The sequence below is a fragment of the Kribbella sp. NBC_00662 genome (assembly GCF_041430295.1).
In the GTDB taxonomy this organism is placed as follows: Bacteria; Actinomycetota; Actinomycetes; order Propionibacteriales; family Kribbellaceae; genus Kribbella.
The window spans coordinates 1,919,826-1,943,292 of record NZ_CP109029.1; the positions used below are offsets into that span (position 1 = coordinate 1,919,826).

The 23,467-nt window shown below is 68.2% G+C and carries 24 protein-coding genes; 11 read left to right on the forward strand and 13 right to left on the reverse strand.

What is annotated here, in order from left to right; translation table 11 throughout:
• Positions 1 to 15 precede the first annotated feature (15 nt).
• The 3 genes from paaI to paaK are packed head-to-tail and all read left to right on the forward strand — an operon-like array spanning position 16 to position 2,939.
• A complete protein-coding gene (gene paaI, locus OHA10_RS09690; RefSeq protein WP_371405832.1) occupies positions 16 to 435 on the forward strand; it encodes a hydroxyphenylacetyl-CoA thioesterase PaaI in 420 nt (139 codons plus the stop codon).
• Positions 432 to 1,634, forward strand: coding sequence for a 3-oxoadipyl-CoA thiolase (pcaF, locus tag OHA10_RS09695; RefSeq protein ID WP_371405833.1), 1,203 nt, complete (start codon positions 432 to 434; stop codon positions 1,632 to 1,634). Before paaI ends, pcaF begins: the two co-directional genes overlap by 4 nt.
• A gap of 9 nt (positions 1,635 to 1,643) precedes the next feature.
• Complete coding sequence (paaK, locus tag OHA10_RS09700) at positions 1,644 to 2,939, forward strand: phenylacetate--CoA ligase PaaK (protein ID WP_371405834.1); 1,296 nt, start codon at positions 1,644 to 1,646, stop codon at positions 2,937 to 2,939.
• A 115-nt stretch (positions 2,940 to 3,054) separates the two neighbouring features.
• Here the strand turns inward: paaK and OHA10_RS09705 are convergent, their stop codons facing one another.
• A complete protein-coding gene (locus tag OHA10_RS09705) occupies positions 3,055 to 3,738 on the reverse strand; it encodes a hypothetical protein (RefSeq protein ID WP_371405835.1) in 684 nt (227 codons plus the stop codon).
• Between the two features lie 218 nt (positions 3,739 to 3,956).
• Between OHA10_RS09705 and OHA10_RS09710 the strand changes: the two genes are divergently transcribed.
• Together OHA10_RS09710 and OHA10_RS09715 are read left to right on the forward strand one after the other, a co-directional pair.
• Positions 3,957 to 4,478 carry a DinB family protein gene (locus tag OHA10_RS09710; protein WP_371405836.1) on the forward strand — a complete coding sequence of 174 codons (522 nt, stop codon included), beginning with the start codon at positions 3,957 to 3,959 and terminating at the stop codon, positions 4,476 to 4,478.
• 82 nt (positions 4,479 to 4,560) lie between these two features.
• A complete protein-coding gene (locus tag OHA10_RS09715) occupies positions 4,561 to 5,187 on the forward strand; it encodes a TetR/AcrR family transcriptional regulator (RefSeq protein WP_130442845.1) in 627 nt (208 codons plus the stop codon).
• On the opposite strand, the gene OHA10_RS09720 is transcribed toward OHA10_RS09715, so the two are convergent.
• Entirely contained in the window at positions 5,184 to 8,423 is a 3,240-nt protein-coding gene (locus OHA10_RS09720) for a BTAD domain-containing putative transcriptional regulator (RefSeq protein ID WP_371405837.1), read from the reverse strand. The genes OHA10_RS09715 and OHA10_RS09720 overlap by 4 nt on opposite strands.
• Positions 8,424 to 8,507: 84 nt before the next feature.
• On the opposite strand from OHA10_RS09720, the gene OHA10_RS09725 reads away from it, so the two are divergent.
• The gene (locus OHA10_RS09725; RefSeq protein WP_371405838.1) at positions 8,508 to 9,860 is read left to right on the forward strand and encodes a serine hydrolase domain-containing protein; all 1,353 of its coding nucleotides are present in this window, start codon (positions 8,508 to 8,510) and stop codon (positions 9,858 to 9,860) included.
• Between the two features lie 103 nt (positions 9,861 to 9,963).
• Here OHA10_RS09725 and OHA10_RS09730 read toward each other — a convergent pair whose 3' ends face one another.
• From OHA10_RS09730 to OHA10_RS09755, 6 genes are all read right to left on the reverse strand, one after another.
• Positions 9,964 to 10,593, reverse strand: coding sequence for an NYN domain-containing protein (locus tag OHA10_RS09730; protein ID WP_371405839.1), 630 nt, complete (start codon positions 10,591 to 10,593; stop codon positions 9,964 to 9,966).
• A gap of 98 nt (positions 10,594 to 10,691) precedes the next feature.
• Entirely contained in the window at positions 10,692 to 11,135 is a 444-nt protein-coding gene (locus OHA10_RS09735; protein ID WP_371405840.1) for a VOC family protein, read from the reverse strand.
• 32 nt (positions 11,136 to 11,167) lie between these two features.
• Positions 11,168 to 11,983 carry an ABC transporter permease gene (locus OHA10_RS09740; RefSeq protein WP_371405841.1) on the reverse strand — a complete coding sequence of 272 codons (816 nt, stop codon included), beginning with the start codon at positions 11,981 to 11,983 and terminating at the stop codon, positions 11,168 to 11,170.
• Complete coding sequence (locus OHA10_RS09745; protein ID WP_371405842.1) at positions 11,980 to 12,969, reverse strand: ATP-binding cassette domain-containing protein; 990 nt, start codon at positions 12,967 to 12,969, stop codon at positions 11,980 to 11,982. Before OHA10_RS09745 ends, OHA10_RS09740 begins: the two co-directional genes overlap by 4 nt.
• A 97-nt stretch (positions 12,970 to 13,066) precedes the next feature.
• Positions 13,067 to 14,383: a nitrate/nitrite transporter gene (locus OHA10_RS09750; RefSeq protein WP_371405843.1), complete on the reverse strand. Its 1,317-nt coding sequence runs from the start codon at positions 14,381 to 14,383 to the stop codon at positions 13,067 to 13,069.
• Complete coding sequence (locus tag OHA10_RS09755) at positions 14,380 to 15,108, reverse strand: GntR family transcriptional regulator (RefSeq protein WP_371405844.1); 729 nt, start codon at positions 15,106 to 15,108, stop codon at positions 14,380 to 14,382. The genes OHA10_RS09750 and OHA10_RS09755 overlap by 4 nt, the downstream gene beginning before the upstream one ends.
• Positions 15,109 to 15,393: 285 nt before the next feature.
• On the opposite strand from OHA10_RS09755, the gene OHA10_RS09760 reads away from it, so the two are divergent.
• A complete protein-coding gene (locus OHA10_RS09760) occupies positions 15,394 to 16,803 on the forward strand; it encodes a S8 family serine peptidase (protein ID WP_371405845.1) in 1,410 nt (469 codons plus the stop codon).
• Positions 16,804 to 16,872: 69 nt separating this feature from the next.
• Here OHA10_RS09760 and OHA10_RS09765 read toward each other — a convergent pair whose 3' ends face one another.
• The 4 genes from OHA10_RS09765 to OHA10_RS09780 all read right to left on the reverse strand — a co-directional run bounded on the left by OHA10_RS09765 (position 16,873) and on the right by OHA10_RS09780 (position 20,004).
• Positions 16,873 to 17,283, reverse strand: a complete 411-nt coding sequence (locus OHA10_RS09765) for a YkvA family protein (protein ID WP_371405846.1) — start codon at positions 17,281 to 17,283, stop codon at positions 16,873 to 16,875.
• Positions 17,284 to 17,320: 37 nt separating this feature from the next.
• Complete coding sequence (locus OHA10_RS09770; protein WP_371405847.1) at positions 17,321 to 17,710, reverse strand: DUF4440 domain-containing protein; 390 nt, start codon at positions 17,708 to 17,710, stop codon at positions 17,321 to 17,323.
• A 110-nt stretch (positions 17,711 to 17,820) separates the two neighbouring features.
• Positions 17,821 to 18,552, reverse strand: coding sequence for a sulfite exporter TauE/SafE family protein (locus OHA10_RS09775; RefSeq protein WP_371405848.1), 732 nt, complete (start codon positions 18,550 to 18,552; stop codon positions 17,821 to 17,823).
• Positions 18,553 to 18,612: 60 nt separating this feature from the next.
• Positions 18,613 to 20,004 (reverse strand): FAD-dependent oxidoreductase, encoded by a 1,392-nt coding sequence (locus OHA10_RS09780; RefSeq protein WP_371405849.1) that lies wholly within the window; start codon positions 20,002 to 20,004, stop codon positions 18,613 to 18,615.
• A 78-nt stretch (positions 20,005 to 20,082) separates the two neighbouring features.
• On the opposite strand from OHA10_RS09780, the gene OHA10_RS09785 reads away from it, so the two are divergent.
• The 4 genes from OHA10_RS09785 to OHA10_RS09800 are packed head-to-tail and all read left to right on the forward strand — an operon-like array spanning position 20,083 to position 22,342.
• Positions 20,083 to 20,451 carry an ArsR/SmtB family transcription factor gene (locus OHA10_RS09785; protein ID WP_371405850.1) on the forward strand — a complete coding sequence of 123 codons (369 nt, stop codon included), beginning with the start codon at positions 20,083 to 20,085 and terminating at the stop codon, positions 20,449 to 20,451.
• Positions 20,452 to 20,497: 46 nt separating this feature from the next.
• The gene (locus OHA10_RS09790; RefSeq protein WP_371405851.1) at positions 20,498 to 21,196 is read left to right on the forward strand and encodes a helix-turn-helix domain-containing protein; all 699 of its coding nucleotides are present in this window, start codon (positions 20,498 to 20,500) and stop codon (positions 21,194 to 21,196) included.
• Between the two features lie 28 nt (positions 21,197 to 21,224).
• Positions 21,225 to 21,944 (forward strand): aquaporin, encoded by a 720-nt coding sequence (locus OHA10_RS09795; RefSeq protein ID WP_371405852.1) that lies wholly within the window; start codon positions 21,225 to 21,227, stop codon positions 21,942 to 21,944.
• Entirely contained in the window at positions 21,941 to 22,342 is a 402-nt protein-coding gene (locus OHA10_RS09800) for an arsenate reductase ArsC (protein ID WP_371405853.1), read from the forward strand. Before OHA10_RS09795 ends, OHA10_RS09800 begins: the two co-directional genes overlap by 4 nt.
• A gap of 66 nt (positions 22,343 to 22,408) precedes the next feature.
• On the opposite strand, the gene OHA10_RS09805 is transcribed toward OHA10_RS09800, so the two are convergent.
• Positions 22,409 to 23,239, reverse strand: a complete 831-nt coding sequence (locus OHA10_RS09805) for a DMT family transporter (protein ID WP_371405854.1) — start codon at positions 23,237 to 23,239, stop codon at positions 22,409 to 22,411.
• Positions 23,240 to 23,467 lie beyond the last annotated feature (228 nt).

A 23,467-nucleotide genomic window follows, 5' to 3' on the forward strand; every position in this document is an offset into this window, starting at 1 on the left:
GATTGGGCAGGGCTCATGGACTTGGCAGCCAAGGTGGCCGCGGCGATGTGGGCGGAGGACACCGCCAGCGCCGGGCTGGGCATGCGACTGGTGGCGGTCGGCGAGGGTACGGCGCGGCTCGAGATGACGGTGCGCGACGACATGGTCAACGGGCACGGGATCGCGCATGGTGGATTCGTGTTCAGTCTGGCCGACTCGGCGTTCGCGTTCGCCTGCAACTCGCGCAACCAGGTGACGGTCGCGCAGGCCTGCGACATCGTGTTCGTCGCCCCGGCCCGCACCGGTGACCTGCTGGTCGCCGAGGCTGCCGAGCGGACGACGTTCGGCCGGAACGCGATCTACGACGTCACAGTCACCCGCGGCGACGAGGTGATCGCCGAGTTCCGCGGCCGGAGCCGCCAACTGTCGGGAACCATTGTTGAGGAGCAGTCATGAGTCGCGAAGCGTTCCTGGTCGACGGCATCCGGACCCCGATCGGGCGGTACGGCGGCGCGCTGTCCGCCGTACGACCTGATGACCTCGCGGCGAACGTGATCTCGTCACTGCTGAACCGGACCGCGCTCGACCCGACGCTGATCGACGACGTGATCCTCGGCTGCGCGAACCAGGCCGGCGAGGACAACCGGAACGTGGCCCGGATGGCGGTGCTGCTGGCCGGACTGCCGGACTCGGTGCCCGGGACGACGATCAACCGGCTGTGCGGATCGGGGCTGGACGCGGTTGCTTGTGCAGCCCGGTCGATCATTGCCGGAGACAACGACATCGTCGTGGCCGGCGGGGTCGAGTCGATGTCGCGGGCGCCATTTGTGATGCCCAAGGCAACGACTGCGTTCTCGCGGCAGGCGGAGATCTTCGACACCACGATCGGGTGGCGGTTCGTGAACCCGGCGCTGAAGGAGCAGTACGGGATCGACTCGATGCCGGAGACGGCGGAGAACGTCGCGGCGGAGTTCTCGATCTCGCGGGAGGATCAGGACCTGTTCGCGTTGCGGTCGCAGCAGCGGGCCGCGAAGGCGCAGGCGAACGGGCGGTTGGCCGAGGAGATCGTTGCCGTCGACGTGCCGGGCAAGCGTGGGGCGGTCACCGTGGTTGATGCCGACGAGCATCCGCGGGAGACGTCGCTCGAAGCTCTCGCCGGTCTGAAGACGCCGTTCCGATCGCCGGGGACTGTGACGGCCGGGAACGCGTCGGGGGTGAATGACGGGGCCGCCGCGCTGCTCGTGATGAGCGGGGAGGCGGTGGAACGCTTCGGGATGAATCCGTTGGCCCGGGTTGTGGGGACGGCCGCGGCCGGCGTACCGCCTCGGATCATGGGGATCGGGCCGGCGCCCGCGACCCGGAAGCTGCTCGATCGCACCGGGGTCGCGTTGTCGGACATCGACGTGATCGAGTTGAACGAGGCGTTCGCGTCGCAGTCGCTCGCCGTACTGCGGCAGCTCGGCCTCCCTGACGCTGCCGAGCACGTCAACCCGAACGGTGGCGCCATCGCCCTCGGCCATCCGCTGGGGATGTCCGGCGCCCGCCTCGCTCTGACCGCGGCCCTGGAGCTTCGCCACCGCGACGCCCGGTACGCGCTGGCCACCATGTGCATCGGTGTCGGTCAGGGCATCGCGACCCTGCTCACTCGTCCTTAGGGGTTCTCCATGCTCGGTGAGCCTTGCCCGACAGAGTTGCGTGACGCCGGCGAACGGCTCTCCGTCGACGAGCTCCGGTCCCGGCAGTTGTCGTTGCTGCAGGCAACTGTGCGGCGGGCTTACGAGAACGTGCCGCACTATCGGGCCGCGTTGGACGGTGTCGGGTTCAAGCCCGGTGATCTGCAGTCGTTGGAGGATCTGGGCCGGTTGCCGTTCACGACGAAGAAAGATCTGCGCGACAACTATCCGTTCGGGATGTTCGCCGTACCGCGGACCGAGGTGGCGCGGGTGCATGCGTCGTCCGGTACGACGGGTCGGCCGACGGTGGTCGGGTACACGCAGCGCGATCTGGACAACTGGGCCGACCTGATGGCGCGGTCGATCCGCGCTGCCGGCGGGCGTGCGGGCGATGTGTGCCATGTTGCCTACGGCTACGGTCTGTTCACGGGCGGGCTGGGTGCGCATTACGGGGCCGAGCGGCTCGGGTGCACCGTCGTACCCGTCTCCGGTGGGATGACCGAGCGGCAGGTGGATCTGATCCGCGACTTCGGCGCGCGGATCATCATGGTCACGCCGTCGTACTTCCTGTCGATCGTCGACGAGATGGCTGCCCGCGGGCTGGATCCACGCGACACGTCGCTCCGCATCGGCATCTTCGGCGCCGAGCCCTGGACCGAAGCCATGCGCGCCGAGGTCGAGGAACGCACCGGGATCCACGCGGTCGACATCTACGGTCTGTCCGAGGTGATGGGCCCGGGCGTCGCGCAGGAATGCGTGGAGACCAAGGACGGCCTGCACATCTGGGAGGACCACTTCCTCCCCGAGATCATCGACCCGGTCACCGGCGAGGTCCTCCCCGACGGCTCCGAAGGCGAACTGGTCTTCACCACCCTGACCAAGGAAGCCTTCCCCGTACTCCGCTACCGCACCCGCGACCTCACCCGCCTACTCCCCGGCACCGCCCGCCCGGGCATGCGCCGCATGCAGAAGATCACCGGCCGCACCGACGACATGATGATCGTCCGCGGAGTCAACGTCTTCCCCACCCAGATAGAAGAACAAATCCTGCTGGTAGAAGGCCTGACCCCCCACTACCTCTGCGTCCTAACCCGCCCCACCCGCCTCGACGAACTAACCGTCCAGGTAGAAGCCGCCCCCGACCTGACCGACTACACCACCGCCGCCGGGAACCTGTCCCGCCGCATCAAGGACCGAGTAGGCGTCACCGCCACCGTAGAAGTCGTCCCTCCCCACACTCTGGAACGCTCCCTAGGCAAAGCCAAACGAATCAAAGACAACCGCTGAACCCACTGACGACAGGAGGTAGTCGCGTTAACCGCCCCTCCGACTCCCACCGCACGCGGCACCCCGGGCCAGGCACAGGACTACCTCCTGTCATTAGCAGCGCGGGGTCTGTCAGTTAGAGGAGGGAATCGGGTTGGGTTTGTAGGTGGCGGGCTTTGCGGAAGGCGGGGGGCCGGATGTGAGGGCGGACGAGGGCTTCGACCTCGAAGTCCTCCAGGTGGAACTTGGCTGCGATCTCGCGGTACGACGCCCCGGTGCGGACCTCGTCGATCACGTCCTCCACGTGGACGTCGTCGACCATCGGGCGGCCGTAGGAGCGTGAAGGGTCCACGATCACGTCGATGTCGTGGTAGATCACCAGTCGCAGCGTTCCGGCGTACCCGTCGTCCGCCCAGCCGATCGCCGCCGATCCGCGGCGTAGTACGCCGGGGAACCCGCCCTGGCTGTCCCGGATCCGCTCCCAGCCTGCCTCACGACCCTCGGCGGCGATCTCGACCAGGAGGTCGCGTCCGTCGTGAGCCAGACCGGACCAGGCCAGCGGATAGTGCCGCCCGGCCCGCGACCGGAGCGCGACCGCCGCCTCGCCGATCGCCTGCAGCGACAACCCGGTACGACGCAGGTGCCGCAGCATGTGCGTCTCGACCAGCCCGGCGAACGTGATCGTCGGCTCACCGCGCCCGCCGCTCCCGGCCTCCAGCGCCCCGGACCGCAACCAGTCGCCGAGCGTCGTCGCCGGCAGCCCGAGTTGGAGGGCCACCTCAGCGCGGGTGTAGAGCGGCAGGTCGAACCGTGGATCCACGTGTCACCTCGTTGCGCGGTGCGGGCGCTTGTCAGAACTAGAGTGCCAGAAATGTGGTTTGCTCCCGGGCGGTGATCGGATACGGTCCTCCTGCCGGGGGGTTCGACACCTCCGGCGGCGAGAGGAGGTGAGCGCGATGTCGAGTCCGATTGTCGTGCCGCCCGTCCGCCGTGCCTGCGGCTGACCGGGTGGCTCCGTTCCACCAAGGAGTTAGTCGCATGACCGAAGTACAACGTCCGTCCCTGACCGCCGGAGAGCGCGCTCAGTTGATCGGATGGCTCGACCTGCAGCGTTCCTTCGTCCGGATGAAGTGCACCGGGCTCGGCGAGGAAGATGCCCACCGCAAGGTTCTGCCCACCTCACCGTTGATGACCCCGGCCGGTCTCGTCGCCCACCTGCGCTGGGTCGAGTACTCGTGGTTCCAGCTGGGTCTCGCCGGCGTCCCGGACACGGGTCAGACCCCGTGGAAGGAGGGCGCGCACGTGGACGCCGAGATGTTCGTCGACGACGTCCCGCTCGCCCAGCTCCTCGACGAGTACGACGAGGAGTGCCGCCGGTCGAACGAGACCATCGCCGACCTCCCGCTCGAGTTCGTCGAGAAGGGTCAGCCGGCGGAGAAGGCGGCCTCGTTGCGGTACGTGCTGTGCCACATGATCGAGGAGACCGCGCGGCATGTCGGCCATCTCGACATCATCCGCGAGCTGCTCGACGGAGCGACCGGGTACACCAAGCCGAACTGACCAGGAGGTAACCCGGTTACACCTGCGCCGAGCGGTGGATAGGATGTCCGGCATCTGGCACGGGGTAGCGACAAGAGGTGTGATGAGGGAACCCTCCGTACGCCGTTATTCCGGGCGGTCAGTCGAGGAGTGGAAGGCCGCGCGCCGGGAACGGTTGCTGGCCGCTGCGCTCGAGCTCTTCGGGACCGAAGGATATCCGGCGACATCCGTGGAACGCCTGTGTACACAGGCGAAAGTGTCGACCCGGCACTTCTACCACGAGTTCCAGAACAAGGAAGCCGTGCTGCTCGCAGTCCATGCGCAGGTGATCGAGTTGGCGGTCCGGAGCACCGGAGATGCGCTCCGCCGGACCGCCGACCGACCGGTCCGGGAGCGGATCACGGCGGCCGTCGACTCGTACCTGCGAACGATCATGGCCGACCTCCGCCGGGCGCGGATCTCGTTCGTCGAGGTGGTCGGCACCAGCCCGGCGGTCGAGGAGCAGCGGATCGCGTTCCGGGAGCTGTTGATCGGCAACGTCCGCGACCTCGGCGACACCGCGGTGGAGCGCGGTGAGATCAAGCGCAAGGACTTCCGGTTCCTGGCGCTGGCGTTCTTCGGTGCGGTGAACACCGTCGTCTACGACTGGATGCTGGCCGAACCGCGGCCGCCGGAGCAGAAGGTGCAGAAGTCGCTGCGGGACCTTGCGGTGCAGTTGATCACGGCCTAGTCGGAACTGAAGCGTTTGCGAAGCTCGGCGATCGCTTCGTCACGTGTCAGCGCGGCGCCGGCGGCATACGCGGCGTCGTACCTTTCGTTGCCCAAGGCATCACGTAGCCGATCGACGGACCGTTGTACGTCGCCGTCCGGGATCGACCGCATGCCCCGCAGTACGGTCGCCATCCCGAGCGTCCGCGCCGCCTGCTCGCTCTCGCCGGCTGCCACATCCACATCGACCGCGGTCTCGACCACGGCCGCGATCAGCGGCATGTCTTCGGTGGTCAGCGCCAACCGCACGGCCTCGCGGTTGCGCTGTTGCGCCAGCTCGAGGTCCCCCGTGGCCGCGTTCGTCCGGCTCAGCTGCGCGAGCATGCTCGCCTGTCCGTGCGGCGCGACCCGCTCGGCCTCGAGATCGAGCATCCCGTACGCGCGCTCCGCCAGATCTCTCGACTCGTCCAGCGCACCTGTCCGATAAGCGATCCGAGCAAGGCCCATGTACGCCATTGCCTGGCCGCCGCGCGAGCCTGTCTCCTCGGACAGCCGCAGGGCGCGCTCGAGGTCCGCCCGCGCGCCATCGATGTCGCCGAGCTCGATCCGGCTCATCGCGGCCCCGCCGAGCAACTGTGCGACACCTTCGGTCGTCCCGAGCTCCTCGATCAGGCGGAGCGCCTCGGTCAGCGACTCCAGCGCCTGACCGTGCTCACCCGTGCTGGCCTGGAAGCTCGCGAGGCCGCGCAGCGCCATCGACGTACCGAAGCGGTCGCCGAGCTGGCGGAAACCGTCGAGCGCGACCGTCAGGTTGGCCGCCATCTGGTCGACCTCGCCCTCGTTCTCGCGGAACATCGCGCCCATCATCACGCCCATGTTCCGGACCCACGGATCGGGATGTTCTCCCGCGGCCTCGAGCTCACGGAAGCAGGTCGCCTTGTCCCGCCGGATCGCGGCCCAGACCGCGTTGGTGAACAGTCCGATCCCGGCGTCGATGAGCTGCTGGTGCCGCCGGGTCATCCAGCGGACCGTGGCCAGTCCGCGGATCATCTGCTGGAAAGACTTGGCCGGGTCCTCGCCGCTCGACATCTGCCCGAGCGCGAGCAGGTACAGGGCCTCGGCCTTGTCCAGCGGCGCACTCTTCCCCGGTACGGCGAGGGCCGCCCGCATCCAGTTGACCGCCTCGGCCGGACGACCGCTCATCGTCCAGTACTCGCCCAGCACGGCGACCATCTGTACGGCGACCCGCGCCGAGCCGATGTCGATCGCCGTACGCAGCGCGTCGAGCAGGTTCTCGTTGTCGGCAGTCATCCGGGCGATCCACTGGATCTGCTCACCGGTCCGCAGCTTCGGTCGCGCCCGGCGCAGCATCCGGCTGAAGTACGCCGTGTGCTTGCGCCGGAAGTGGTCGTACTCGCCCGAGGCCTTCAGCTGCTCGGCGCCGTACGCACGGACCGTCTCCAGCATCCGGTAGCGCACGGACCGCTCGTCGGCCGCGGCCTCCACCAGGGATTTGTCCACAAGCGACGCGAGGACCCCGAGGACGGCCTCCGGCGGGATGCGGTCGTCGCTGCAGATCTGCTCGGCCGCATCGAGCGTGGCGCCGCCGGAAAACAACGAGAGCCGTCGTGCGACTGCCTGCTCGTCCGGGTCGAGCAGGTCCCAGCTCCACTCCACCACCGCCCGCAGGGTCTGGTGGCGGGGCAGTGCGGTCCGGGAGCCACTCGTCAGCAGCCGGAACCGGTCCGTGAGGCGGTCCACGATCTGCGGCGGGGTGAGCGCCCGCAACCGCGCCGCGGCCAGCTCGATCGCCAGCGGCATCCCGTCCAACCGGCGGCAGATCTCGGCGACCGCCTCCCGGTTCTTGTCGATGAGCGCGAAGTCCGGGCGTACGGCGCGGGCACGGTCGACGAACAACTGCATCGCCGGGTAGTCGTCGTCGGTGGGCTCGTCCTCGGGCGGCATGCCCAGCGGGCCGACCGGATGCAGGTGTTCCCCCGGGATGCTCAGCGGTTCGCGGCTCGTCGTCAGCACTCGCAGCCGCGGGCAGGAGGCGAGCAGGGAGTCGACAAGCCCCGCGACCTCCTGGATCAGGTGTTCGCAGTTGTCGAGCACCAGCAGGATGCGGCGGTCACCGATGACCTCGACGAGCCGGAGCGTCGCGGCCCGGCTGGTCGGGATGTGCTTCGGCGCGAAGCCGCCCGGCTGCAGGTCGACGTACTCGCTGGCGCCGAGGGTGGACAGGACGGCTGGTGCCACGTCGGCAGCGTCACCCAGCGGCGCGAGCTCTACGAACCAGATGCCGTCGCCGCTCTGGTCCACCAGCGTCCGGCCGGCCTCGGTGGCCAGTCTGGTCTTGCCGGCGCCGCCAGGACCGACCATGGTGACGAGTCGGGTCCCGTTGCTCAGCAGACGGGTCAGTTCGGCCACATCCTCGCGGCGGCCGACGAAGCTGGTCAGTGGCGCACGCAGGTTGCTGCGCGGCGCTGACGGTGCAGAGGCTGGTACGGCGGAGGACCTAGCGGTCGGGTCGACGCTGTCGCCGCGCAGTACTGAGACGTGGAGGTCGCGGAGTCGCATGCCGGGGTCGGCGCCCAGCTCGTCGGCCAGCGTGGTCCGGACCCGTTCGTACGCCGCCAACGCCTCCGCCTGGCGACCGTCGGCGTACAGCGCGCGGATGAGGAGCTCGTGCACGCGTTCGCGGAGTGGATGGGTGACGGCGAGCTGTTCGAGGTTGCTGATCAGGTCGCGCGCCTGGCCGCAGGTGACGGCGGCCTCGGCCAGGTCCTCCGCGGCGGCTAGGCGCAGCTCGGCCAACCGGTCCGCCTCGACTGCGGCGAACGGGAGGTCGCGGAGGTCGGTCAGGGCTTCACCGCGCCACAGCTTGTCGGCCTGGGTCAGGAGGGTGTGGGCCTGCTCCGGCTCGGTCCTCAGGAGGGCGCGGCCGCGGCGTACCAGATCTTCGAACTGGAGGGCGTCGACACAGTCCGGTCCGATCGTCAGGGTGTAGCCGGCCGGGCCGGACTGCACCGAGATGCTCGATTCGGTCGCGGGGAGGCCGGCCCGGAGGCGGGACACCAGGGACTGCAGAGCGTTCGCGCTGGGGGCCTCGCTGCCCCAGAGTCCGTCGACGAGTGTCTCGACGCTGACCGGTCGCCCGGCGGACAGCGCAAGGCGCGCGAGCAGCCCGCGCAGGCGGACGCCGCGGATGTCGAGCGGAGTCCCGTCGGCCGCCCACATCGCGAGAGGCCCAAGCACCGCTATGCGCACCCCTCAAGCCTCGCACATCCCCCCGACCAAACCTCTGCCTTTTGTCACTTCGCTCCCTTAAGGTCGGAACTCGTGACAGATATCGCCGAGCAGACGCAGAACGCACTCACCCGTATCGTCGCCGAACGGCAGTCGAAGGGCCGGGTTCCCGGGGTGGTGGGCGCTGTCGCCCGCGCCGGGAAGCTGGCCTGGTCGACCGGTGCCGGATCGGCCGACCTGGAGAGTCCCGGCGTACCGCCGACCGCGGACTCGCAGTTCCTGATCGCATCGCAGAGCAAGACACTGACCGCGGTCACGATCATGGCGTTGCGCGACGAGGGCAAACTCAACCTGGACGACACGGTCGACAAGCTGATCCCGGGCAGCAAACACGAGGGCATCACCGTCCGGCAGATGCTCAGCCACGCCAGCGGCATGCAGCGTGAGCCGGTCGGCGACGTGTGGGACCTGATGAAGTTCCCGTCCCGCGACGAGCTGGTCGACGGGTGGAACGACGCGGAGCGGATCGGCAAGCCGCACCACCGGTTCCACTACTCCAACCTGGTGTTCGCGCTGCTCGGTGAGATCGTCGCGCGGACCGACGGCCGGTCCTGGTACGAGTCGGTCAAGGCGCGGATCCTCGACCCGCTGGAGATGCGCCGTACGACGGTCGGCATGGACGGCGGACCGGCGCAGACCGGGTACTACGTGCCGCCGTGGTCCGACGTACCCGTGCGCGAGCCGCTGCTCGACATCGGCGCGATGGACGCCTGCGGCGGGCTCGCGTCGACGGCCGAGGACCTGGCGAAGTGGGCGATGTTCATCGCGAACCCGGTCGACGAGGTGCTGTCGAAGGACACCCTCGACGAGATGTGCCAGGTGCAGATCATGGCGGACGTGGACCGCTGGCAGCTCGCGTTCGGGCTCGGGTTCATGCTGCTGCGCCGCGGCGACCGGCTGTTCGTCGGGCACGACGGCGGTATGCCGGGTCACATCACGTCGACGTTCGTCCACCGCGAGTCCGGTACGGCGGGCATCGCGCTCTTCGGCTCGACGTCGTCACCCGCGCCGAGCGCGCTCGCGACCGACCTGGTGATCAAGGTCCTCGAGGACGACCCGCTCCCGGCCGACCCGTGGGTCCCCGGCGTCGACGTTCCCGCGGAGCTGGCCGGCGTACTCGGCACCTGGTTCACCGAAGGCAGCCCGTTCGACTTCACGGTCAAGAACGGCGTACTCCAGGCCAAGTCCCCCGCGGCCGCCGAGTGGCAGTCCCCCGCCGTCTTCGAAAAGATCGCCGAAGACACCTACCGAACCATCTCCGGCCGCGAAACCGGCGAACTCCTCCACATCACCCGCAACCCCTCCGGCACCCCCGAAAAGTTGCACTGGGCAACCTACCTCTGCACCCGCCAACCCCTCGCCTTCGCCGACATCAACCCCGGCTAGCCCTGTGTTGCCCGGAAGAAGATCGTCAGCTAGCCTCTGACTATTCCCCCAGTTGCTTCGGTGGCTGGGTGCGAGGCCCCACTTCGGTGGGGCTTCTGCTTTTTCACCACCCAGCGGGCTTGCGGATCACGGATCCTCCACGGCCCGTCACGCTCTCGGGAAACTGGCTGGCTCCCAGGACACCGGACCGAATCTGCTTCGCGAACGTCGGTCGGCAGGTCAGCAGACGCTGGCTCGGCACCGGCTGCGGATTGAGCAGCCCCACCACCTTCCCGAGCTCGTGCCGGACGATCCGGATCGGCTCGGTCAGGTCGGAGTCGTTGCTGACGACCGCAAAGGCGTCCGCATCGTCCCGGAACGCATCGACCAGTAGGTAGGTCGCGAGGTTGACGTCAGAGCCCTTCTCTTCGGTCTTGATGACCTCGACCGTCCGCGGCCCAGAGCTGGGCGGGTTCGCAAGCATCATCCGAGTGGGCTTGGTGAGGAAACTGCCGAGGTGTACCTCCACAGTCGACAGCGTGCCGAGCGCCCGCAGATACGCCTGCTGCCGGACCGGCGCGTGCAGATTGTCAGGGCGTTCCTTCACGAGCGCCGTGAAGTACCTGATCCGCCCAAGCTCGAACCGGGGCAGTAAGAGGCTGCACATCTTCTCGAGGTTCAGCCACTTGTACGGCCGGCCCTTGAGGGAGCCGAAGTACAGGTTGAAGCCGTCGACATACACGTTGATCCGCACCGAGGCAGGCTATCCACCGCGAGCGCAGAATCTCGTGCTCTGAAATGCCCTTGTGGACAACAAGCTCGATCTGCCCCGGGATGCCCTTGGATGCCCGGCTAGACGACGCAGAAGTCGTTGCCTTCGGGGTCTTGTAGCCAGAGGTGGTCGAGGGTGGTGGAGTTTTCGGCGGGGACCTCGCGGACGAGGGTGGCGCCGGCGGTGATGAGGTTGGCGGCGGTGGTGCGGATGCGTTGTTCGCGGAGGTGCTGGGGTTCGGAGCGGCCACCGGCTACCTGGAGGTCCAGGTGGAGGCGGTTCTTCGTGGTCCGTGGCTCGGGGACCTTGAGGAACGAGATCGACGGGAGCACGCCGTTCGGGTCGGAGATCGAGGCGCCGTCGTTCCACTCGTCCTCAGGAACGTTCATCGCGGTCAGCCAGTCCTCCCAGGTGTCCCAGCCCGCGGGCGGATCCGACTCGGTGTAGCCCAGCGCCGTACACCAGAAGCGCGCGACCACCGCCGGGTCCGCACAGTCGATGGTGAGCGTCCAGTTCGTGGTCATACGACCACTCTGACGCTCACCACCGACAGATTTCAGGTACGGCGGCGGTAGGCGCGGATCGCCAGCGGGGCGAAGACCGCGACCAGACCGACCATCCAGGCCAGCGTGATCAACAGCGGCTTCTGCAGCGCACCTCCGCCCATCAAGGCACGTTCGGTGTCGACCAGGTACGTGATCGGACTGACCTTGGTGAACGCCTGCAGGAAGCCCGGCAGCGTGCTGGTCGGGACGAAGATGTTGCTGCCGAAGGTCAGCGGGAACATCACCAGGAAGGCGACGCCCTGCACACCTTGGGCGGTCTTCATGACCAGGCCGAGCCAGACCCAGATCCAGCACATCGACAGCGCGAACAGCAGCACGATCAGCATGCCCAGCAGGCCGTTGCCGACCCCGTTGTCGAAGCGGAAGCCGAGCACGAACCCGCTCGTCATCAGGATCAGGATCGACAGCGAGTATCGGACAGCGTCCCCGAGGACCGCACCGATCAGCGGCGAGATCCGGGCGATCGGCAGGCTGCGGAACCGGTCGAAGACGCCCTTGGCGAAGTCGTCGTTCAGGCCGACCCCGGTGCCCATCGTCGCGAACACCACGGTCTGCACGAGCAACCCGGGCAGCAGCGTCGGCAGGTATCCGCGCCAGCCCCCGCCCCCGGCGATCGCGCCGCCGAAGACGAACAGGAACAGCGCCAGGAAGATGATCGGCTGGAACGTCACGTCGGCCAGGGCTTCCGGGTTCTGCCGGATCCGGACGATGTTGCGCCAGGCCAGCGTCAGGCTCTGCTGCACCCAGGCGAACGGCCGCGACCGGTGGCCCAGGTGGGCAGCTGGTTCAAGTGTTGCGGTGGTCATCGGCCTACTCCTTCCAGTACGGCGTCGGACTTCTTCTCTTCGGCGGTGTGACCGGTCAGGGCGAGGAAGACCTCGTCCAGACTCGGCAGCCGCAGCGACAGTTCGGTGACCGCGATCCCGGCCTCGTCCAGCCGCCGTACGACGACCGGCATCGATGAACCGTCGCTCACCGGGACACTGACGAGGGTGTTCACCACGTCGACGTTCGGACGCGTCCCGGTCGACTCCGCGACGATCGCGGCGACCCGCTCGAGGTGCGCGGGCTCGGCCGGGCGGACGTCCAGCGACTGCTTGCCGGCCTGAGCCTTCAGCTCGGCCGGACGCCCGGAGGCGACAACCGAGCCCTTGTCGAAGACCACGATCGAGTCGGCCAGCGCATCGGCCTCCTCGAGGTACTGCGTGGTGAGCAGGACCGTGGTGCCGTCGAGGACGAGGTTGCGGACCGTCTCCCAGACGCCGTTGCGGGCGTGCGGATCGAGACCGGTGGTGGGCTCGTCGAGGTACAGGATGCTCGGGTTGCCGACCAGGCTCGCGGCCAGGTCGAGCCGGCGGCGCATACCGCCGGAGTAGGTCTTCGCGATCCGCTCACCCGCGTCGGTCAGCTCGAACCGCTCCAGCAGCTGGTCCGCCCTGGCCCGGGACTGCTCCCGCGAGAACCCGAGCAGCCGGCCGATCATGATCAGGTTCCGGCGGCCGGACATGTCCTCGTCGACCGACGCGTACTGTCCGGTCAGCCCGATGATGCTCCGGACCTTGCCGGCGTCCCGTACGACGTCGTACCCGCCGACTGTGGCGTGGCCGGCGTCGGGCCGGAGCAGGGTGCCGAGAATGCGGACCGCGGTCGTCTTGCCGGCGCCGTTCGGGCCGAGGACCCCGAGGACCGTGCCGGTGGGCACGCTCAGATCGACGCCGGCAAGCGCCGTGGTGTTGCCATATTTTTTGACCAGACCGGTTGCCTCGATGGCGACCTGGTTCGTTGTGGTCATCGGTTCCTCCCAGTGAACTTACTTACTGGGACTACCGTGCCCTGCTCGCCTGGCACCGCTCTGGCTTCACCCTGACACCCCGTGCCAGCGCGCTGTCTCAGCCCTTCAGCGGGACGATCTGGTTGGCCAGCAGCGCTTCGTACGCCTCCGGGTTGTAGCGGGCCAGGTGACCGCGCGCCTTACGCCGGTACTTGAGGATCTGCCGCGTGCCGATCGCCCAGAGCACGTACTGGAACGCCAGCGCGAACTTGAAGTCCTCGATCGTCTGCGGCGCCCCACCGGACGAGGTGTCGAGCAGGATGCCCACCATGCCGATACAGAGCAGCGTCGCGATGAACCCGCCGGTGTTGACCATCCCGTTGGCCGCACCGAAGCGGGTCGACGGGTTGAACGTCCGTGCGTAGTCCAGTCCGAGCATCGACCCCGGACCGCCGGCCGCCTGTACGACGATCAGCAGCAGGAGCACCGGCATCGGCGCACGACCCGGCCAGAGCAGTACGACGGTCCACATCAGCACCGAGCCCGCGATCACCGCCAGCACGATCCACGACCGGTAGAACGGGAACCTGGCGGCGTACCGCCCGACCAGCGGGCCGTAACAGAGCCCGGCCAGCACAGGGAGGATCAGCATGGCCGCAGCGGTCGTCGGAGCGACGCCCTGCCCTTGCACGAGGAACGGGTAGCCCCAGAGCAGTCCGAACGTGCTGCCGGAGAAGCTGGTGGTGAAGTGCGTCCACAGGCCCAGCCGGGTCCCCGGCTCCTTCCAGGCGCGACGCAGGTTCTTCTTGACCTCGTGCAGCGGCTGCTTGGCGCGGCGGAGCGGTTCGTCGTACGGCGTGTCCTTGATGAGGAACAGGACCAGTACGCCGGCCACGAGGCTGAGCACGCTCGCACCGGCGAACGTCGGCGTCCAACCGAAGGCGTGGAAGGCAGCAGCCATCGGAACGGTCGACATGATCGCTCCGAGACCACCGAGCATTCCGGTCGCCTGTGACATCACCGGCTGCCGCAGTGCGGGGAACCAGGACATGACCACGCGCAGCACGCTGATGAACACCAGTGCGTCGCCAACACCCAGTACTGCGCGTGCAGCGAGCGCAGCGGGGTACGAGTCGACCAGGCTGAACGCTGACTGCGCTACGAACAGCAGTCCGGACGCGGCGATCAGTAGACGCTTGGAGCCGTACCGGTCGAGCAAGATGCCGACGGGCACCTGCATGGCGGCGTACACAGTGAGCTGTACGACGGTGAAGCTGGCCAGTGCGGATGCGGAGATGTGGAAGCGCTCAGCGGCCTGCAGGCCTGCCACGCTCATGGAGCCGCGGTGCAGCACGGTGACGAGGTACGTCAGGACAGCAGTGGTCCACACCGCCCAGGCTCGCCGACCGCCCAGGGGGAAGAGGAGTTCGGTCACCGAGTGCCCCGCAGATCGTTGGCGGCTTCGGCGATGTGTGCGATGACGAGCTCACGGAACCGCTTGACGCTGTTGCCGCCGAGCGCGTCGATCATCTCCTGGTGCGCGGTGATCGACTTGTCCATCCGGGCCGGCTGCACCTCGATACCGGGCACGCCCATCCGGACCTGGCGGTCACGCAGGCTGTTGTAGAGCTTGGCGAGGATTTCGTTGCCGGCGGCACCGACGATGGCCTCGTGGAAGGCCCGGTCGGCCTCCAGGAAGCTCTTCGCGTCGCCCGCCTTGCGGTGCGCGCGCATCTCGTCCACGCGCTGGCCGAGCCGCTCGATCAGTTGCTTACGCCGCGGCCACACCTTGGCGGCGGCGTGCGTCTCGAGCAGCTCGCGGGCCTCGAGGACGTCCTCGATCTCCTGCGGCAGCACCGGCAGGACGAGGGCGCCCTTCTTCGGGTACAGCTTGACCAGACCGGATTCCTCGAGGCGGAGCAGGGCTTCGCGGACCGGCGTACGGGAGACTCCGACGGCGGTTGCGAGCTCACCCTCCGTCAGCAGTTGGCCGCCCGGGTAGGCGCGATCCAGGATCGCGGCCTTCACGTACGCATACACGCGCTCGGCCGCGGGGATCTTCTCCACCCCCGGCGCTGCCTCGACCACCACCCGGGCGATCTCCGCGGTGTCGTCTCCCAGGATCAATGCATCACTCGCCGGCTCCGGCGCCCCGCTCACCACTGAACTCCCCACCCATACGACTGGTATCTCTGTTGTATCTATCCTACACACACAGCTAATCCACTGGCGGCGCCGGTTATTCCCCAGCTTGTCCACGAGTTATCCACAGGCAGATCCACAGCATGTGGGCAACTGAGCGTGAACTGGTGGACGCTAGGTAGTGACGAATGCAGGGTTTCCCCTGCGTTGTGGATGAAGAACTCCGCCGGTCCGGAAACCGCTCTAGAGTCTCCGGATACGGCCCGGGCCCGTCCCGCCCAGGCCCAGCCATGAGGAGGCAGCGTGTCCCGAACTTCCCGTCCCCGTCGGCTGTCCGCAAGCCTGACCGCGGCCACGCTGGCGCTGACGTCCCTCAGCGCCGCCACGGCGTACGCCGCACCGCTCGACGACCCCACGCCCGGCCCGCTGATGAACTACGTGCTCAACACGAAGGCCTCGCCGGGGCACGTCCGGAAGGTCGAGGACGCGGTCAAGCACGCCGGCGGGACGGTGCTCTCGTCGTACCGGCAGATCGGGGTCGTCGTCGCCCAGTCGACGAACGCGAACTTCAAGGTCGACGTGCGCGCCGGACGCAACGGCCGCGAGGTGCAGTCCGTCGGTGCGACTCGTACCGCGGCAGTCTCCGAAGGCGCTCAGACCGGTTTGAACTCGGTGGACGAGACCGCGGCGACGCCGGTGCTCGACCCGCGCGAGAGCGAGCAGTGGGACATGGTCCAGATCAAGGCGGACCAGGCCCACAACGTCACCGACGGATCGCGACGCGTGCTGGTCGGCATCAACGACAGCGGTGTCGACGACACCCATCCTGACCTCGCACCGAACTTCGATGCGCGCGACTCCGTCAGCTGTGTGAACAACGGCGTACCGGACCAGACGCCGGGCATCTGGCGGCCGACGACCAGCTCGCACGGCACGCACGTCGCGGGCACCGTCGCCGCCGCGCGGAACGGTATCGGCATCGTCGGCGTCGCGCCGGGCGTGCGGATCGCGTCGGTCAAGGTCGTGAACGACGACGGCTTCATCTACCCGGAGTACTCGATCTGCGGGATCGTGTGGGCCGCCGAGCACCACATGGACGTGACGAACCACAGCTACTTCATCGACCCGTTCCAGTTCTGGTGCAAGGACAACGGCGACCAGGGCGCAGTGCAGGAAGCAGTCCGGCGCGCGTACGCGTGGGCCGCTGACCGCGGCACGCTGTCGGTCGCCGCGGCCGGCAACTCGAACTACGACCTGGCCCACAAGACCACCGACACCACCAGCCCGAACGACTCGACCCCGGTCAGCCGGACGATCGACAACAACTGCCTCGACATGCCGACCGAGCTCCCCGGCGTCATCACCGTCGCCAGCACCACGCAGGCCCGCGCCAAGAGCAGCTTCTCGAACTTCGGCCTGAACAAGATCGACGTCGCGGCCCCCGGCAGCTCGATCCTGTCCACGCTGCCCGGCGGCGGCTACGGCCTGATGAGCGGTACGTCGATGGCGTCGCCGCACGTCACCGGTATCGCCGCCCTGCTCAAGTCCACCCACCCGTGGTGGAGCCCGCGCGACCTCGAGCGAGCCCTCCAACGCGAGGCCGACGACACCGCCTGCCCGACCACCCCCGACGCCCGCTGCACCGGCACCACCGCCAACAACGCCTTCTACGGCGAAGGCATCGCCGACGCCCTGGACGCCGTCCACCGCTGAGCCGAGTGGGGGTCCACCGCCCGGGACCCCCACTCACTTCATCAACTGATTGGTCAACCCACCCGGCAGTCAGACGCCGAGTCCGGCGAGTCTTCTCACCGCTGCCAGTCCGTCGAGGGTCCCGGGCCAGTGCTTCTCCAAGGCTTCCGGGCCGGCCCGGCGGGTGACCGACCGCAGCGCGAGGGCGACGATCACCGCATCGTCGGCGTACCCGATCACCGGGATGAAGTCCGGGACGAGGTCGATCGGAAGTGCGAGGTATGCGAGCAGCAGCCAAAGCCTCAGCCGGACCCCGCCAGAGAGTGACTTGTCGCCCGCAAGTCGCCGAAGCATGCGGACCAGATCAGGCAGCAACCGGAGCGCGTCCCTGACGGTCAGCTCGTCCGGCTTCCCGATCCACAGCGCCGCGATCAGCGCGACCCAGAGCAGCAGCACGCCACCGGCGACGCCGATCAGCACGGACCACCAGCTGAGGTTCACATCGCCCAGTCTGCTGCACCCACGACCTGGGCGAACGTCATTGCTGGGTCGGCGTTCCTTGATGGTGGAACATCTGCCAGTGTCCCGGGCCGACTCGACGCCAAAGTGACGTCCTGTTGGACCGCCGCGCACCGTTGTCAGACGTGTACTTGACCATCACCAGCCCGTCCGCCAACCGAGCGCCGCGCATGTCATGGAAGCGAATCGGCTCACCGTCCGGGTCGGTGCTGGCGGCCACGAGCTCCGCCGTACCCTCGAACTCGATCTCGCCGCCCGACGCGCCGAACTCGTGGAAGTCCGGCGCCAGCAACCTCCGCAGGCGAGCCGGATCCGCCCGGCATTCCGGACTCAGTGACTCCTGCTCCGCGGCGATGGCCTCCGCTACCTGCACATCGTCGGAGCCACCGTCAAAACCCTCGGCTGTCATGGCACCCGACGATGACACCGCCGCACTCGATACGCATCCCCATTTCACAACTAGGGGACGCCGTCTCCCAGGCCCCGGAACTGCGGCCGGATTTCCCTTGGCGTCAAGGATCATCCGCCGGTGATCAGCAGCAGTAGGCCGGACACGATGAGGCCGGCCTCGACCAGGATGACGAAAACGGCGACGGGTAGCCGGTCGACGACCTTCTTGCCGCTCCAGGCGCCACCGGCTGCTGCCGGCGCGAGCGCAAGGCCGATCAATCCGGTACGCCAGGTGAGAACCGCCGCAGCGCCGAACACGATCAGCTTCGTGAAATGCATGACAACAGCTGAGGCTGCCTCGGTGCCGATATAAGCGCCGCGTACCAAGCCGCGGGCGAGGAAGAACGGAGCCACCATCGGCCCCACACTGCCAACCAATGCGGAACCGAACCCGGACGCGGCACCGATCGCGGCGAACCCGCGATCGCCGACCCGGGCCGTGTTCGGCCGGAAGCGGCGCCAGATGACCATGGCGAGCAGAAAGGCCCCGACAACCCGGGTCAAAGCCGGCAACGGCGCACTGGTCAGGAGCAGCGCGCCGGCCACCGCCGCGGGTACCGCGCCGATGGCGAAGATCGTGACGAGCCGCCGATCGACCTCGTGGCGGTTGAACCAGACCCGACTGCCGTTGCTGGCCAACTGCGCAACGGTCAGTACGGCCACCGCATCACGTGGACCGAAGACCGCGACGAACACCGGCAACAACAACACCCCGCCACCGAAGCCCGCGACAGCAGACAGGAATGCGGTCCCGAACGATGCAACGATCAGGACCGCATCCAGCCACAGGTGGTGCGACATGACCAGAGCCTTGCAGATACCTGTGCGCCTGGGATGAGACTCCCACCCCGAAGTTCTTCGTCAGCCGCAGCAGCCCGACGACTTGGTGGTGTCGGGCTCGATGACGGTCAGTAGGCCGCCGGCGATGCCCGTGGCCAGTCCTCGGCCTGTGGGAGCGGAGACTGACTGCGGCGCGGGTCCGCAACAGCCGCCGGTCTCGTCGGCGCTGCCGCCGTAGGCGAGATTGGAGGAGCAGACGCCGGTTTCGGGGAGATCGAGTTGTACGTCTCGCGCGGCTTCCCAGTCCCCCGCGAGCGCGGCGACAACGGACCGAGCCTGTTCGTAGCCGGTGGCGAGCAGGAAGGTCGGCGCGCGGCCGTACGACTTCGCACCGACTGCGTAGTAGCCGGGCTCGGGATGCGTGAGTTCGTCGACGCCGTGCGGCGGGACCGTCCCGCAGGAGTGTTTGTTCGGGTCGATCAGCGGCGCGAGCGCGCGGGTCGATCCCATGATCGGGTCCAGGTCCAGACGCAGTTCTGAGACCATCTTGTGGTCCGGCCGGAAGCCGGTGGAGTTCACGACCGTGTCCGCGACGACGGTCCGTTCGCCGGACGTGAGTTCCACGCGGCCGTCGGCGGTACGGGCGACTCCCTCGATACGGAACGAGCTGACCAGCTCGACGTGGCCCGACTGCACCAGCTTCTTCAACCGGCTGCCCAGTGCGCCGCGGGCGGGCAGCTCGTCGGCCTCGCCACCGCCGTACGTGCGGGCCTGGTCGGTCCCCCGCACTACCCAGACGATCTCGGTCCCGGGAACCTCGTCCGCCAACTGGCCGAGGTCGAGCAGCGTCGTCGCAGCGGAGTGGCCCGCGCCGACGACCGCCGTACGACGACCTGCGTAGCGGTCCCGATCTGCTCCGAGTACGTCGGGCAGCGCGTGGGCGATCCCGTCGGCTCGAGCCTCACCCCGCGCTGGGATGCCCGAACCGCCGAGGACGTTCGGCTCGCGCCAGGTGCCGGCCGCGTCGATCACCGCCGACGCCAGCAGCTCGGCACCGTCCGCCAGCCGGATCAGGAACGGCGCCGCCTCGCGACCCGCCGTACGGATGCGGTCGAAGCCGACCCGAGTCACCGCGACCACCTCGGCGTTGTACCGAATGCGGTCGTTCAGCTGCGGAGTCTTGGTGAGCGGCTCGAGATACGCGTCGATCAGGTCGCCGCCGGTCGGGAGGGTCCCCAGGTCCGGTTCGGTCCAGCCGATGCCCTCGAGCAGCCGCCGCGCCGCGGAGTCGATGTCGTAGCGCCACGGGCTGAACAGCTTCACGTGCCGCCATTCCTCGATCGCCGCGGCGACACTCGGACCCGATTCGAGTACGGCGAAGTCCAGGCCGCGCTCCGCGAGATGCGCCGCTGCCGCAAGACCGACCGGGCCTGCACCGATGACGACGACCGGCGCTGCTGTCTGCTCGCCCACGATCCCAACTCCTATCTAGAAGATCATCGAAACAGCACTCAGCTTGCCCCCTGATTCGACAAGAGTCAAGATAGATCCATGTCGAAACAAGAGATCGAGCTGACCCCACGCGCCACCGGCGGTTGCTGTGTCCCGATCTCCGACGCCGCGCTCGACCCGGCCGGCGCCGTCGAAGGCGCGGCGGTTTTCAAAGCGCTCGCCGACCCGATCCGGTTGCGACTGTTCTCGATCATCGCCTCGGCCGGCGACGAGATCTGCGTCTGCGACCTCACCCCGCAGTTCGACGTCAGCGGCCCGACAATCTCCCATCACCTCAAGGTCCTGCGCGAGGCCGGCCTGGTCGACTGCGAGCGACGCGGCACCTGGGTCTACTACTGGCCCGTTCCCGAGAAGCAGCGCTGGATCGCCGGTCTGCTCGCAGTCCCGGAAGTGACCCCGACGCACTGACCTTCCACGTTTGACTCCACGAGATAGCTCAGTGACTATTGAGTCAATGAACACTGAGCGATTCTCGTTGGCGGAGCGGGCGCGCATCCACGCGGCCCTCGGCGACTCCGCGCGGCTCGCGATCGTGGACACCTTGATCGCGGGTGACGTCGCGCCCGGTGAGCTGGGCGCGGCCCTGGAGCTGCCGACGAACCTGGTGGCCCATCACCTCAAGGTCCTGGAGGACGCCGGGCTCGTCGTACGGACGCGGTCCGAGGGCGATCGTCGTCGTACATATGTGCGGCTACAGTCCGAGGCATTGGCGGCGGTGGCCACACCTGCAGCGCTCGCCGCCGAGCGAGTGGTGTTCGTCTGCACGCAGAACTCGGCACGCTCCCAACTCGCCGCAGGGATCTGGTCGCGCCGCAGTCATGTGCCCGCGATCTCGGCCGGCACCGAACCGGCCGAGCGTGTGCATCCCCGGGCGCTGAAGACTGCGCGCCGGCACGGTCTCGACCCGTCCGGATGGCGTACCGCGGCCTTGGGCGACGTCGTACGCCGTGACGACCTGCTCATCGCGGTCTGTGACAATGCCCACGAACACCTCCCCACCGGGCAGGTGCCCCGGCTGCACTGGTCGATCCCCGACCCGGCGCCGGCCGACACGGACGCGGCCTTCGAGGCCGCCTATGCCGAACTCGCCGACCGCATCGACCGATTGGCCCCCGCCCTGACGCCCGACGGAATCACCGGGAGCAAGCAATGACCGAACTCGCCGCGCCGGTGAGCCGCGCATGAGCCTGTGGCGCAAAGCGCTGGCAGAAGGGCTCGGGACCGGTCTGCTGGTCACGGTGGTGGTCGGCTCGGGCATCGCGGCAGCGTCACTCTCACCGGGCGACGCCGGTCTGCGACTGCTGGAGAACTCGTTCGCGACCGCGCTAGGGCTCGCCGTCCTGATCGTTGCCCTCGGCCCCGTTTCCGGCGCGCACTTCAACCCCGTCGTCTCGGTCGTCGATTGGTGGTTCGGCCGCCGCACCGGCCGCGGGCTCTCCGCCCGCGCCCTCGCTGCCTATCTGCCTGCCCAGGTCGGCGGGGGTATCGCGGGGGCCGTTCTCGCCAATCTGATGTACGGCGAACCTGCCGTGACCTGGTCGACCACGCATCGGTCGGGCGGCCACCTCTACCTCGGCGAGACCGTTGCCACGGCGGGGCTGATCCTGCTGATCTTCGCGCTCGCCTGGAGCGGCCGTGCTGCGATCGCACCGCTGGCGGTCGGCGCGTATATCGGGGCGGCGTACTGGTTCACGTCGTCGACCTCGTTCGCCAACCCGGCGGTCACTATCGGGCGGGCCTTCAGCGACACCTTCGCCGGGATCGCTCCCAGTTCCGTCCCCGGCTTCATCGCTTTTCAGATCTTGGGCGGCATCGTCGGGGCCGGCGCGGTCGCGATCCTTTATCCGCAAGCCGACGTTGTTACCCCTCGTACCGAAACCACAGCGGGAGTGTCTTCGTGAGTAGACCCAGTGTCTTGTTTGTTTGCGTTCACAACGCGGGGCGTTCGCAGATGGCCGCGGGGTGGCTACGGCACCTTGCCGGCGACGCGATCGTCGTGCGGTCTGCAGGTTCTGAGCCTGCTGATCAGATCAACCCGGTCGCCGTGCAGGCGATGCAGGAGGTCGGCATCGACATCACTGGCACGACACCGCAGCTGTTATCGACCGAGGCTGTGCAGGACAGCGACGTGGTCGTGACGATGGGCTGCGGGGACGCATGTCCGTTCTTCCCCGGCAAGCGCTACGAGGACTGGAAACTCACCGATCCCGCCGGCCAACCGATCGAGGTCGTTCGCGAAGTGCGGGACGAGATCCGCGCCCACGTCGAAAAGCTCATCACGGAACTCAAGGCGAGCTGACCTTCACTAAGACGATCTGCGGCCGGGAAAAGACAGCCCACAATCCGGCGGGCCTGCGCAGTACGGCTATCCCAGGGTGATCAGGACGATGCCGGTTACTACTACGGCGGCGGCTGCGGCTCGTTTGGGGCCGAAGCGTTCGTTGAAGAACAGGGTGCCGATGAGGGCCCCGAAGATGATGCTGGTTTCGCGGAGGGCGGCGATGGCGGCGAGGGTGCCTCGGGTTTGGGCCCAGAGGACGAGGCCGTACGCGGCCATCGAGACGACTCCGCTGAACAGGCCCGAGAAGATCGCAGGCTTCGGCAGGTTGAAGGCTTGGGGACCGCGCCACAGCACGACGGCCAGCGGGACCGCGAAACCCTGCAGCATGAAGACCCAGCCCATGTAGGTGGCGACCGGCATCTTGTGGACTGCGATCCCGTCGACGACCGTGTACGACGCGATCATCAGGCCGGTGCCAAACGCGGCAAGCAGAGCCGGCAACTGACGGCGACCCGGGCGGCCGATGAACACGAGCCCGATCAGCCCAGCGGAGATCAGCAGTACGCCGGCCAGTTCGATCACAGCAAGGTGCTGGTGCAGTACGACGATCGACACCACAGCCACGACCCACGGCGACGTACCGCGGGCCAACGGATACATCTGGCTGAACTGACCCAGCTGGTACGACGGCAGCAATCCACCCAGATACGCAAGGTGCAGCAGCGCCGACGCGACGATATAGCCCCACGTGCCGGCGGGCGGCAGACCCGTCAGCAGGATGGCGACGAGCCCGATCACCCCGGCGGCGAGTTCGAACAACGCCAGCCCCGCGACCCGGTCCGGAGCCCCATGCGCCATCGCGTTCCACGTGGCATGCAGAACCGCGGCCCCCAGCACCACGAAGATCACCAACACCGCCCCACCCTCTCACCGCCCGCCCGAGAAGGCAGCCGGATTACGCCAGCCGCAGACCGCGCACTGAGTAGCTTCGTCACATCCGACTTGTGCGGCAGGAGGCGTTCGGCAGACCCGAGGTACTACGGGTGATCGAGGTGGAGCGCCCCGTACCCGGCCCGACGGAGGTGCTCGTCGAGGTCGTCAACTTGTCCTCGAACGCGGACCTGTGGCACTGACCAACCGCTG

Excerpts from the sequence above, each read along its gene's own strand:
- OHA10_RS09735 (WP_371405840.1), bottom strand. The coding sequence starts at position 11,135 with ATGACCACGAACTGGACGCTCACCATCGACTGTGCGGACCCGGCGGTG.
- paaK (WP_371405834.1), top strand. The coding sequence starts at position 1,644 with ATGCTCGGTGAGCCTTGCCCGACAGAGTTGCGTGACGCCGGCGAACGG.
- paaI (WP_371405832.1), top strand. The coding sequence starts at position 16 with ATGGACTTGGCAGCCAAGGTGGCCGCGGCGATGTGGGCGGAGGACACC.
- OHA10_RS09775 (WP_371405848.1), bottom strand. The coding sequence starts at position 18,552 with ATGTCGCACCACCTGTGGCTGGATGCGGTCCTGATCGTTGCATCGTTC.
- OHA10_RS09785 (WP_371405850.1), top strand. The coding sequence starts at position 20,083 with ATGTCGAAACAAGAGATCGAGCTGACCCCACGCGCCACCGGCGGTTGC.
- OHA10_RS09740 (WP_371405841.1), bottom strand. The coding sequence starts at position 11,983 with ATGACCACCGCAACACTTGAACCAGCTGCCCACCTGGGCCACCGGTCG.
- OHA10_RS09790 (WP_371405851.1), top strand. The coding sequence starts at position 20,498 with ATGAACACTGAGCGATTCTCGTTGGCGGAGCGGGCGCGCATCCACGCG.
- OHA10_RS09745 (WP_371405842.1), bottom strand. The coding sequence starts at position 12,969 with ATGACCACAACGAACCAGGTCGCCATCGAGGCAACCGGTCTGGTCAAA.
- OHA10_RS09715 (WP_130442845.1), top strand. The coding sequence starts at position 4,561 with ATGAGGGAACCCTCCGTACGCCGTTATTCCGGGCGGTCAGTCGAGGAG.
- OHA10_RS09710 (WP_371405836.1), top strand. The coding sequence starts at position 3,957 with ATGACCGAAGTACAACGTCCGTCCCTGACCGCCGGAGAGCGCGCTCAG.
- OHA10_RS09795 (WP_371405852.1), top strand. The coding sequence starts at position 21,225 with ATGAGCCTGTGGCGCAAAGCGCTGGCAGAAGGGCTCGGGACCGGTCTG.
- OHA10_RS09770 (WP_371405847.1), bottom strand. The coding sequence starts at position 17,710 with ATGACAGCCGAGGGTTTTGACGGTGGCTCCGACGATGTGCAGGTAGCG.
- pcaF (WP_371405833.1), top strand. The coding sequence starts at position 432 with ATGAGTCGCGAAGCGTTCCTGGTCGACGGCATCCGGACCCCGATCGGG.